7 protein-coding genes and 1 tRNA gene are annotated in these 12,945 nt (G+C 36.6%); 6 read left to right on the top strand and 2 right to left on the bottom strand.

Annotated elements, in window-relative coordinates; genetic code table 11:
- Positions 1-71 precede the first annotated feature (71 nt).
- Complete coding sequence (locus tag ACO05S_RS09820) at positions 72-437, top strand: hypothetical protein (RefSeq protein WP_421917837.1); 366 nt, start codon at positions 72-74, stop codon at positions 435-437.
- Positions 438-615: 178 nt separating this feature from the next.
- Here the strand turns inward: ACO05S_RS09820 and ACO05S_RS09825 are convergent.
- Positions 616-686, bottom strand: a tRNA-Gln gene (locus ACO05S_RS09825).
- Between the two features lie 182 nt (positions 687-868).
- On the opposite strand from ACO05S_RS09825, the gene ACO05S_RS09830 reads away from it, so the two are divergent.
- The 5 genes from ACO05S_RS09830 (at position 869) to ACO05S_RS09850 (ending at position 10,991) form a co-directional block, all read left to right on the top strand.
- Entirely contained in the window at positions 869-3,922 is a 3,054-nt protein-coding gene (locus ACO05S_RS09830; RefSeq protein WP_421917838.1) for a DUF2723 domain-containing protein, read from the top strand.
- Positions 3,923-4,591: 669 nt separating this feature from the next.
- Positions 4,592-7,654 carry a protein O-mannosyl-transferase family gene (locus ACO05S_RS09835; protein ID WP_421917839.1) on the top strand — a complete coding sequence of 1,021 codons (3,063 nt, stop codon included), beginning with the start codon at positions 4,592-4,594 and terminating at the stop codon, positions 7,652-7,654.
- Positions 7,654-8,271, top strand: a complete 618-nt coding sequence (locus ACO05S_RS09840) for a polysaccharide deacetylase family protein (RefSeq protein ID WP_421917840.1) — start codon at positions 7,654-7,656, stop codon at positions 8,269-8,271. Before ACO05S_RS09835 ends, ACO05S_RS09840 begins: the two co-directional genes overlap by 1 nt.
- A gap of 413 nt (positions 8,272-8,684) precedes the next feature.
- Positions 8,685-9,953 (top strand): phosphoribosylamine--glycine ligase, encoded by a 1,269-nt coding sequence (gene purD, locus ACO05S_RS09845; protein ID WP_421917841.1) that lies wholly within the window; start codon positions 8,685-8,687, stop codon positions 9,951-9,953.
- A gap of 63 nt (positions 9,954-10,016) precedes the next feature.
- On the top strand, positions 10,017-10,991 hold the full coding sequence (locus ACO05S_RS09850) for a DUF6427 family protein (RefSeq protein ID WP_421917842.1): 975 nt from the start codon (positions 10,017-10,019) through the stop codon (positions 10,989-10,991).
- A 51-nt stretch (positions 10,992-11,042) separates the two neighbouring features.
- Here ACO05S_RS09850 and ACO05S_RS09855 read toward each other — a convergent pair whose 3' ends face one another.
- The gene (locus ACO05S_RS09855; protein ID WP_421917843.1) at positions 11,043-12,923 is read right to left on the bottom strand and encodes a DUF4114 domain-containing protein; all 1,881 of its coding nucleotides are present in this window, start codon (positions 12,921-12,923) and stop codon (positions 11,043-11,045) included.
- Positions 12,924-12,945: the final 22 nt, after the last annotated feature.

Below are 12,945 nucleotides of genomic sequence, written 5' to 3' on the forward strand. Positions count from 1 at the left end.
TGCGCAGTATTTTGCGTTAGGAAGTTTGAGAAGTTGAATGCTTCTCATTGTCAATTTAAAAAGGTTTGGAAATGGAAGAAAAAAAAGTTGAATCTTTAACTGGAAAATGGATTTACGAAGAGGATTATGGCTATGGAGTAGCACAGGGGGAATTGATTTTGGTGCAGGAAGGGAAGAAATTATCTGGTAAAATTATTTTTTCGGAGAATGTTGACTCCGCTGAGCCTTTTATGATTCAGGAAAAAATAGAGGGAGAGATTAATCAGAATCGAATCAAAATAAGAGCAACGGAATATGATGTCATCCATGCTGATTTCGACATCAGCTATGAATTGGATTCCTGGGAAGGAATGATGATTAACGAAACCACTATCGAAGGAGAAAGTTTGGATGATCAAGGAATAGCCGGGAGTTTTAGGTTTACAAAGATGGTTTAAGGCTTAAACTGTCTATTGTTCGAAAAGTCTTGAAGAGTAGAAAAGTGGTACTGTTTGATAATCTTAGATATCTGCCAGAGAAGTAAAAAAATCAATAGCTCTGAATTTAACTCAGAGTTCATAAGACATAAATCCAGATACAAAAAAAGCTTCGATATTAATTTCGAAGCTTTTTAAGTTGACCCATAAGGACTCGAACCTTAAACGTCTGGACCAAAACCAGATGTGTTACCATTACACCATGGGTCAATCATAATGCGTCTTTTCGTAAAGACTTTGCAAATGTAGTAATTTTTTTTTGTGTGCAAACAAAATCATAAAAATATTCTGCCGGAATTCAATGGAAACACTGAAATTTGACTATTTTCGTTCAGATTATTTAAACCGTTTCTTCAGCTAAGAATCAATACAAAAATAAAAATACACACAAGATGAGATCTAATTACAAATTGGTTAATAATGTGTTAGGCTGGATAGCTTTTTTTATAGCAGCTATTACCTATTTATTAACTGTTGAACCAACAACCAGTTTATGGGATTGTGGAGAGTTTATTACTTCGGCCTATGGTTTGGAGGTTGGTCATCCACCAGGAGCACCTCTGTTCATGATTATTGCTCGATTTTTTGCCCTTTTTGCACCAAGTCCTTCCGAGGCTGCATTAATGGTTAATGTAATGTCGGCTTTGGCATCGGCATTTACAATTCTGTTCTTGTTCTGGACCATCACTCATCTTGCAAAAAAATTGGTTGACAATGTTGAAGAACTGTCAAAAGGCAATCTGTTTGCAATTATGGGAACCGGTATGGTGGGAGCATTGGCTTATACTTTTTCCGATACTTTTTGGTTCTCGGCGGTCGAAGGCGAGGTGTATGCATTATCATCATTGTTTACAGCAATTGTTTTTTGGGCAATCCTGAAATGGGAAGATGTAGCTCATGAGAAAAACGCTAATCGTTGGATAATACTAATTGCATATTTAATGGGATTGTCGATTGGTGTTCACTTGCTGAATTTACTTGCGATTCCTGCAATTGTTTTTGTGTATTACTTCAAAAAATATGAGCCTAGCCGTAATGGGATTATTACAGCTATCGCAATTGCAGTAGCTATACTTGGCGTTATCATGTATGGTATAATTCCAGGGGTTGTAAAAGTAGCATCTTGGTTCGAACTTGTTTTTGTAAATGGTTTTGGATTGCCATATAAATCGGGGGTACTGGTGTATTCTGCCTTACTTATTTCTTTTGTGATTTGGGCAATTAATTACACTGTTAAGAAGAATTATGTGGTATTAAATACCATTGTAACAGCCTTTATGGTGATTGTGATTGGTTATTCTTCATTTGCAATGATTGTGATTCGTTCTACGGCAAATCCACCCATGGATGAGAATAATCCGGATAACGTGTTCGCATTGCTTTCTTATTTGAACCGTGAACAGTATGGCGACAGACCTTTAATTTATGGAGAGTATTATAATGCTCCAGCAGTTGACTTAATAGAAACAAAGCCAAATTACATTCAAAAAAACAACAAATATGTAATTGCATCGCGCAAGCAAAAATACGAGTTCGATTCACGTTTTGAGACTTTATTCCCCCGTATGTATAGCTCTCGCGATAACCATGTTCGTGAATATGAAACTTGGGGAGGAGTAAAGAAAAATAATCCAATAGCATTAGGAAACGGAGAAGTAGCTTACAAGCCAAGTTTCGGATCTAACCTACAGTTTTTCTTTAAATACCAGGTTGGATGGATGTATTGGAGATATTTTATGTGGAACTTTGTGGGGCGCCAGAATGATATTCAAGGACATGGAGGAATTCTTCATGGCAATTGGGTTTCTGGTATTCCTGCTATCGATAGGAATAAAGTAGGAAACGAAGATAAACTATATCCCGAATTAAAAAATAAGAAATCGCGCAATACCTACTTTTTCTTGCCATTTATATTGGGCTTAATAGGACTGATTTATCAGTTTAGGGCAGGGAAGAAAGGAAAGCAGGATTTCATAATAGTAATGTTGTTGTTCTTCTTTACAGGATTGGCTATTGTGGTTTATTTGAATCAGTATCCGTATCAGCCACGTGAGCGTGATTATGCCTATGCAGGTTCGTTTTACGCTTTTGCAATATGGATTGGTTTTGGCGTAATGGGATTGTATCAAGCTTTAAAGAAGAGAATGCCTGAGGTGCTTAGTGCCGTATTAATTACAGCATTTTGTTTGCTTGCAGTTCCAGGATTAATGGCACAGCAAAACTGGGATGATCATGATCGTTCAGGTCGTTATGCAACCTTGGCTTATGCTAAAAATTACCTGAACTCTTGTGCACCCAATGCCATTTTGTTCACTTATGGCGATAACGATACATTTCCGCTATGGTATGCTCAGGAGGTTGAAGGCATTCGAAGAGATATCAGAATTGTGAATTTAAGCCTTTTGGCGGGTGATTGGTATATTAATCAGATGCGAAACAAAGCTTATGATTCTGATCCGATTCCTATGAGTATTACAGCTGATAAAATTGAACCTGGAAAGCGTGATCAGGTGCCAATACTTGAACGTTTAAAAGGTGAAGAATCCTTACAACAAATGCTTCAGTTTGTTGCAAGCGACAATAAGGCTTCTAAAGTGGAAATGCAAACCGGAAGAATGCTTGATTACTTTCCGGGAAGGAATGTATACATCCCTGTTGATTCTGCCAAGGTAGTAAACAACGGAACGGTTCAACCTGAGGATGCTCATTTAATCAAGAATAAATTGGATTGGAAGATAACGAGAAACTATCTATATAAAAATGATATTATGGTATATGATATCATTGCTGAAAACAATTGGGAGCGTCCAATTTATTTCTCGGTTGGTATGGGGCTTAACAGCTTTCTTGGATTAGAGAATTATTTTCAGTTAGAAGGTGCTGCTTATCGTCTTGTGCCAATAGAATCTGAATCGAACGGAATGGAAATAGGAAGAATAAATAGTGATATTCTGTATAATAATTTCGTTAATAAATTTGAGTTTGGCCGCATCAAGGAACCTGATGTTTATGTGGATCAATTTCATATTTTAACGATTAATATCATGAGTTTTCGTTCTAACTACAGCCGTTTGGCAAGTCAACTAAACGATGAAGGCAAAAAAGAAAAAGCCGTTAAAGTATTGGATAAATGCATGGAAGAATTACCAACAAGCAAGATTCCTTACGATAACAGTTTAATTGGATTTATACAGGAATACTACAGAGCTGGTGCAATTGAAAAGGGGAATGCTTTATTCGAGGAAATGGCACAACAGTCTTACGATAAACTGGATTATTATTTCTCGTTACAGCCAGTTTTAGCCAAAAGCTTTAGAAACGAACAGGAGAGAGAAATAAGAGTGGTTCAAATGTTGTTAGGTCTGGCTGAAATGGGAAAACAAACCGAATTAAAAGAAAAAGCACAACAAAAGTTCGAACTTCTATTTAAATCTTACACCGAATAAAAAGAAAAAATAATATTTGGAATGACTGTCATTATAATGGCAGTCATTTTTATTGAATAAAATGTAAAACCGATAGGGCAACGCCGATTCAGAACCGCAGATTGATAATTTATCGGTCAATTTTTTTTCGTATCCGCATTCATCAACATGCGTTCAAGAGCAGCTTAATAAGACGAACAGTTTGATGCTCTCGCTTAGGTGTATGCTTAATTCAAATATCTTTCTGTTGTGCTCGTTCCACTTGCCAACATTAGCCTCCGGCCTACCAATTGTTGTACGAGACCTGTCATCTGCCTCTTCTGCCAGCCATTGTTTCCCTACTTCCTGATGAAATAGCGCATATTAACAAATACGGTGCAGATATCAACAAATACCTTTCCCCTGACAGGTAGAATGACGCAGATGGCAATTAGACTGGTGCACTTATCAACAAATAGCGAAACAATGCCAGCTTGAATAGTGCAGATGGCAGGACATACAGGAAAACACAGCAAGAAAAGAGACGGTAATACCAGTTTGATATTCTATAATTGATAGATTTTCAGCAGCAATGAATGTAGTATTTTGTCAATCTATCCTTTATTTTAAGCTTTTCTCACATCATACAAATCCATACTTTTGTGGAAAATAGTATCTTCGAAACTATGTATCACACTTATTTTATCTGATATGAGTAAATATCAAAAAATTAATGTACTTGTTGGTTGGTTGTCTTTTGCTATAGCAGCCATAGTTTATTTTTTAAGCCTGGAGCCTACCGTAAGCTTTTGGGATTGTGGGGAGTTTATTACTGCATCATACAAATTGGAAATTGGACATCCTCCGGGAGCTCCTTTTTTTATGGTATTAGCAAGGTTTTTTGCACTTTTTGCCGGAGGAACAGAGAATGTGGCACACATGATCAATGCACTTTCGGGGATGCTTAGTGCTTTTACCATTCTCTTTTTATTTTGGACCATTACGCATTTGGCTCAAAAGCTTATTTCCAATAGTCAAGAGCCAAGCGAGATGCAAATTTGGAAAGCTATTGCTGCCGGATTTATTGGAGCAATGGCTTATACTTTTTCGGATACTTTTTGGTTTTCGGCAGTGGAAGGAGAGGTGTATGCAACATCCTCATTATTTACGGCAGTTGTATTCTGGTGTATCTTGAAATGGGAAAACGAATCAGGAAAAGCTTATGCCAATCGTTGGATCATCCTGATTGCATATCTTATGGGTTTATCGATAGGAGTTCACCTGCTTAACCTCTTAGCAATACCCGCAATTGTAATGGTGTATTATTTTAAGAACTATACTCCTACAAGAAATGGAATTATAAAAGCTCTTGGCTTGTCGGTATTATTACTTGGAGGAGCCATGTATGTAATTATTCCCGGAGTTGTAAAACTGGCTTTTCTATTCGATTTGTTCTTTGTAAATGTAATAGGCTTGCCATTTAATTCGGGTTTAATCATATTCATTTTAGTAGTGATTGCCACCATTGTTTGGGGAATTCGTTATACCATTAATAAGCAAAAGATTCTTGCTAATACTGTATTAATGGCATTTACTGTAGTTTTAATAGGATATTCGTCTTATGCTTTAATCATGATTCGATCTAATGCAAATCCTAGTTTAGATCAGAACAATCCAGAAGATTTGCATACCCTCTTATCCTATTTAAATCGTGAGCAGTATGGCGATACCCCATTAATTTACGGACAGTATTTTAATGCACCTTTAGATCAGAATGAAAGATATGTGAAGGATAAGAATGTATACATCAAAAAGGATGGAAAGTATGTGATTTCTTACGAGAAAAAGAAAGCCAATTTTAAAGACTCTCATAAATCTATTTTTCCAAGAATGCATACCAAAGGCATGAGCGGCAAAAATCCTGTTGAATACGCAAAGTGGACAGGAGTTGATCCCAATCAGAAAGAGAAACCAAGCTTTTTACAAAACCTGAAATTCTTTTTTTCATACCAGGTAAACTATATGTATGTGCGTTACTTCATGTGGAATTTTGTAGGACGACAATCTGATAAACAATCCTATGGTGGGGTAGTTGAAGGCAATTGGATATCTGGAATTCCATTTATCGATAATATGCGCCTGGGCGATCAGGCCTTACGCCCCGATCACATGAAAAATAACAGGGGAAATAATAAGTACTATTTCTTGCCATTTTTGCTTGGAATTGCAGGCTTGTTATATCAATACAGAAAAAACAAGACAGGGCAGAAAGATTTTTGGGTAATCATGTTATTGTTTGTCTTTACAGGATTGGCGATTGTTCTTTACCTGAATCAACCTCCTTTGCAGCCACGTGAAAGAGATTATGCTTACGCAGGATCGTTTTATGCATTTGCCATTTGGATTGGTTTAGGATTTTTAGCGGTCTTGGAAGCTTGCAAAAGAGTTTTAAAATCAGAGAAAATTGCGGTTCCATTGGTATTTGTGCTTTGTTGTGCTGCTGTTCCTGTACTAATGGCTCAACAAAACTGGGATGATCATGACAGATCAGGAAGATATCTTGCAAGAGATATGGCTTATAATTATCTAAATTCCTGCGAACCCAATGCCATTCTGTTTACCATGGGCGACAACGATACTTTCCCACTTTGGTATTTACAGGAAGTTGAAGGAGTAAGAACTGACGTTCGCGTTTGCAATTTGAGTTATTTATCCACCGATTGGTATATCGACCAAATGAAACAGCAGAATTACGATTCGGCTCCATTGCCAATATCCATGCCGAAAGAAAAATACTTGGAAGGTAAGAGAGATGTTGTTTATCTGGTGGATGATCCAAGATTAAAAGCTTATGTAGAAAAAAACAATGGCTTGGATATTAAAGAAGCATTGGATTACGTTTTAAGTGACAAGAAGAGCACCAAAACTATATATGGTTACGATGAGAGAATTGATCATTTTCCTGCAAGTAAATTCCGAATGGAAGTAGATAAAAAACAAATTTTGAAAACTGGTGCAGTAAGCGAGAAGGATGCAGACCTGATTGTGGATCAAATGCAATGGGAAGTAAAAGCAAACCACATTGAAAAATCGGGCTTAGCCTTGTACAATATGCTGGTTGAAAACAATTGGAAACGTCCAATGTATTTTGCCATTACAGTTCCTTCGAGTGGTTATTTTGGTTTGGAAAACTATTTTCAGCTAGAAGGATTTGCATATCGATTGGTACCAATTGAGACCATTAATGAAGATGGTCAGGTGGGAAGAGTGAATGTATCGAAAATGTATACCAATTTGCTGGAAAAATTCAAGTGGGGAAATATTGAAGATCCTAATGTTTATCTGGATGAAACTTGTTCAAGAATGACAATGAGTATGCGTAATAATTACCTTCGCCTGGCAGAATCCTTTATGGATAAGGGCAAGAGAGATTCAGCAGTTATGACTTTGGATAAATGTATGGAAATCGTTCCTAACAAAAGAGTTCCTTTAGATTACTGGGGAGTTTTGATTGCGAAAGCATATTATCGTGCAGCTGAATATGAAAAGGCGAATCAGATAATTGAAGAAGTTACGAAACGTTTGGTAAAAGAGTTAAATTACTATGCGAATTTAAAACCTGTTTCTACCTCTGAATTTCCGCGTTGGCAAAAAAGAAACCTGTATTTAATGCAAGAGCTGTATCAAATTACAGATCATTACGAACAAACAGATTTGAACGAGAAAATAGAATTTGAATTTAAACGATTGTTAGGCGATTATAAGAAAGGATGATGAGGCTAAGATGGTTGAGAGCTCCGGGAATACTTAAGAGGTTATTTCCGGACTTTGTATGGAGGTATAATGCAGATGAGAAAAGGGTTTATCTGACTTTTGATGATGGACCCATTCCGGAATCAACCCCGTGGACTTTGGATTTACTAAAAAAAAAGAGAGTAAAGGCAACCTTCTTTTGCGTGGGCGATAATGTGCGTAAATACCCCGAACTATTCCGTAGCATTATAGAAGATGGTCATGCAGTTGGGAATCATACCCACAATCATTTAAAAGCTTGGCACAACAATACTCCAAAGTATGTGGAAAATGTAATTATGGCTTCGGAATACATCGATTCAAAGCTCTTTCGTCCTCCTTATGGCTTAATTAAATCCTCACAGCTTAAGTGCCTATCTGCGGATTATAAGGTGATTATGTGGGATGTGTTAAGTGGAGATTACAGACAGGACATTAGCCCGGAAAGATGCTACCGGGATGTGATGAAAAAGGTACGACCCGGTTCAATTTTGCTGTTTCATAATCACATAAAGTCGGAGAGGAACATGCGCTATACGCTTACTCGACTAATAGATGAATTAAAGGAACAGGGTTACGATTTTGGGATTTGTCATTAGAAAAATTCAAATTCATTGCATCTCAATCTGGATAACTGCAATTGAATCCTTAAATTTGCTGTCGATCAAACTTATAATAACCCGAGTTCGGTTACAAATATCAGCCACAGAAAGTCAGGTTTAGTCAAGACTTGCTTTAAAAAGTGTGAAATATTATCAGGATATTTTCAAAATTTTTTAAAGTAAAGAATGGAGGAAGGTGATTTTTTCAACACGTTTGACTGCTTTTGGCATAAATTTCCTCAAATCCCCACGAAATATCCCGATATTCCTTCGGGAATTTGAGAAAATTTTTAATCAGAATCAGTTCAAACTGTGTCAATATTTTTATGCCAACTTTGGTTAATACCATTTTATAACAAAATCATTATTACATAGTTTATATAGATGATGATTTTCAATTTAATTGACAGATGAAAGTACTTCTTTTGGGGTCTGGTGGCCGTGAGCATGCATTCGCATGGAAATTCAAACAAAGTAAAAAACTGGAAAAACTTTTTGTTGCACCTGGAAATGCCGGGACAGCAGAAATTGCAGAGAATGTAAATCTTAATCCAAATGATTTTGATGGCATAAAGAGATTTGTTTTGAAGAATAAAATCAATATGGTGGTTGTTGGTCCGGAAGATCCATTGGTAAATGGTATTCACGATTTCTTTTTAAGCGATGACGAGATCAAGGAAATTCCAGTTATTGGTCCTGAAAAATTAGGTGCCCGGTTAGAAGGGAGTAAAGACTTCGCCAAAGAGTTCATGTTCCGTCACAACATTCCAACCGCAGGCTATAAAAGTGTAAGCAATGAAAATCTGGAGGAAGGCTTAACATTTCTTGAAAGTATGAAAGCACCTTATGTTCTTAAGGCTGATGGTTTGGCTGCAGGGAAAGGAGTTTTAATTATTGAAGATCTTGAGGAAGCGAAAAATTCACTGAAAGAAATGTTAGGTGGAATGTTCGGTGATGCCGGAAATAGAGTTGTTATTGAAGAATTTTTGTCAGGTATTGAATTGTCTGTTTTTGTTTTAACCGATGGAAAATCATACCGCACTCTTGCCGAAGCAAAAGATTACAAAAGAATAGGTGAGGGCGATACTGGTTTGAATACGGGTGGTATGGGTGCGATTTCTCCTGTTCCATTTGCCAAAGGGGAGTTTATGCAAAAAGTGGAAGAACGTGTAATTGCTCCTACCATTAACGGATTGCAGAAAGACAAGATCCCTTACAAAGGATTTGTATTTATAGGTTTGATGAATGTTGCTGGTAACCCTTATGTAATTGAATACAACGTGAGAATGGGCGATCCTGAAACGGAAGTAATTATGCCTCGTGTGAAATCCGATCTTTTAGAATTAATGGAAGCCGTAGCGAAGAAGGAATTAGACAAGGCCGATTTCGAAATAGACGAAAGAACCGTTTCTACGGTGATGCTGGTATCAGGAGGCTACCCTGAAACCTACGAAAAAGGGAAAGTCATAAAGAACCTTGAAAAAGTGGAAGGAAGTATCGTGTTCCATGCAGGTACAAGCAATGCGAACGGCGAGTTTCTTACAAACGGAGGTAGAGTCATCTCGGTGAGTTCATACGGTAACAGCATGATGGAGGCTCTGACATCTTCATTTAAAAATGCAGAATTAATCGATTTTGAAGGTAAATATTACCGTCGAGATATCGGTTTCGATTTATAATCACAAAATCTTATACGGTTTCTGGAGAATTGAATTCCGGGAACCGTTATTAAAATTTTCGAAATGCTGCTTAAAACACTGAAAGGAAGGCATTATTTGCTATTGGTTATGGTTCCGGTTTTTCTTGTGCTGCTATGGATTAAGGCCTTCATTTCTCCTGTTTCCTTAACTTATGGACAGAATCAAATGCCGCTTTATCGTTTACTTGAAAGTGTTACAGGAGGCAGTGTTACTGCAATGAATATTATTGGTTGCATTCTGCTTATTTTGATGTCTTTACTGGTAGTTCGATTGAACGAGAAGTACAATTTTATAAGGCAAAGAACCGATTTACCAGCCTTTATATTTGCTTTAATTGCTACAGGTACGGTTTCCTTGTATGGTATGCATCCTTCGCTATTGGCAAGTTTTCTTCTCTTTTTTGCGATTGATGGTATTTTTGCGATTTATCATGGATCAAGAACTTTGGCCAAATCCTTTGAGGTAGGCTTGTTCGTAGGACTAGCTGCAATTTCTTACCTCTTTGCCTTTGTATTTATATTTTGGTTTTGGATTGCATTGGCTTTTCTAGGCTATTTTCGTATTCGAGAAATTCTGGCTGGACTGATAGGCTATTTAGTTCCAATTTTTATTGTAGTTAGTTTTTACTACCTAAAAGATGAGTTAGGTGTATTTATTGATACCATAAAGGGATTAGTAAATTATGAATTCAAAGCAGAATATTCATTTATCCAGATGATGTATTGGGGAATTATACTTGGATTTGTTCTCTTGTCATCGGCATTTATGGTTAAAGTAGTTGAGGAGAAAAAAATTAGTTCACGAAAGTATTTTATAATCCTGTTTGTGTTTTTTTTAACCGCAGTTACCAGCTTTTTTTTATTTTCTGGCGCTGGTACCGAGCTTTACTTTCTTGTATTAATACCAATCACGTTTATAATTAGTCACTATTTTGTACAGAGCAGATACTCGTGGGTCGGAGAATTGCTATTTGCAATATTTATAGGGGCTGGCATCCTTATTCATTTTTTGGGATAAAAGAAATGCCAACTCCAGGGAGTTGGCATCTCAATAACAAAGTGGTTGTGACTATTTCTCAATAATGTTTTCCGTATCAAAAGCAGTTGACACTACATTGTCTTCTTCATTATCGGTAATAGTGAAAATAATATCGTTATAATCTTTATCTCCATTAGGTAATTTTACGTCTTCAAAACAAAGAACAATGTCTTTACAGTTTTGTTCTATGAATAATATATGTTGCTGACTATCATTTTCATTTAACTCAACATTTGTATAATGCCTGTAAAAACCGTCGGTAGTAGTCCCGTTTTTCCAACCTTTAGCAATTAAACAGAAACCAATAACGGTATTTTCAGGGAAAGCTTTATCACCCAATTGAACTCGGTCTCCTGAAGTTAATCCTCCACCTTCACCTTTTTTCGAAACATTGGGGAAAAGCATGTGCAGCTCAACTTCATCTTCACCTGTTGGAGGGTTGCCAGCATCGTAAGTATAGTAAGCCAAAGAATTTCTCCATCCGGCTCCTTCATCAATAAAAGTCAAATAAACAGGAGATTCTTTCTTTAATTTTAGGGTCAGTTTATTTTCATCAGCAAATAAATCTGAGTGGGTATCACTATTGTCTATTCTCTCAGGGAACATAGCAATAATGTTATCTACCAATGTGGCACATGGTTTAGTTGTAATAATATCATCAGGAATACCTTCGTCAATCTCGATGTTTAATATTTTAAGACCGCCAGTACCTGCTGCAACAAAAATGCAATTCCCTTTCGATTCTACATAGTTCACGGAAACATCAAAGTCCATACTTCCCATTAACAAAACTTCATCATCAATGTCTGGAATAATAGCTCCAACATATAAACCGGCTCCACCATTACCAATAAGCAATAACTCATCGTTAAGAGCAACCGAATTGGTTACAAAATCTTCATCTAACTCACCTTGAGGAGTTGCAGGACGATCGATATGCTCTTTCAAATCACCATTCAATTCTCTAATATCCAGTCCCCCTTCATTTAAAGCAGCTAATAATAGATTGTCAGTAACATCAATCTCAGTTTTTGAATCCGAAGTTACAGGTCCGTTAAGATCTATAAATTCTGGTCCCGATAGATCTGTAATAGAGAATTTTTGCAACTGAGGCGCTGTTTCTGAACCTTCTAAAACATAGATGTGATCAGTATTAATAGCTACTGATCTTGCTTCATTAATATCCTTAGATCCTACTAAAGTGAAATCGTGGTTTAGCACTGTAAGTTTACCATTCGATCCGCTTGTTACATAGATATAATTGTCATCGACCTTAACATCAGTGGCAACATAGGAGTCAATATCGTAGGTGTTCGATACAAAAAGAATTTCTCCCGAAGGACTAATTTTTAATTCAATTAAAATTGCTGGTGATTGGTAAAGAAATCCAGGAGCATCCATATCATGAGCACCGGCTAAATATAATTTTCCATCGTAATAATCTACAGCACTAACGTCAACGTCGGAAAACATCGCTTGCGCTTTAAGAATAGGAGTGGATACGTCAGCAATATTAAACAATTCAACACCACCATTGTATTCCGAACCTTTTGTGTTGTAGGAAACAAAGGCCATGTCATCAACAATTTTAACGTGAGTAGCCTGCACAAACTCACCAGCTACTTTAGGTGCATCCACCTCTGCTTTAAGTTTAAAAGCGTAGTTTTTGGTAGGATCAATATCAAAATCTGTCTTTAAAGATTTGGTTTTACCCGTATTAATATCATTAACGATTACCAATTCGTTGCTATAATTAACACGAGAGCTTAAATCGGAAGTATTGTTCGTAATACTTACTGATTTGATTACATCACCTTTATCCTGTGGCTTATCAGACTCCTTAAAATCGTCATCAGAGCATGAAGTAATTACGGCAGTCAAAAAGACTAAAAAAAGTAAATATTTTTTCATAAGTATATAGTATTTAATTATC

Source organism: Marinifilum sp. (genome assembly GCF_965230805.1).
In the GTDB taxonomy this organism is placed as follows: Bacteria; Bacteroidota; Bacteroidia; order Bacteroidales; family Marinifilaceae; genus Marinifilum.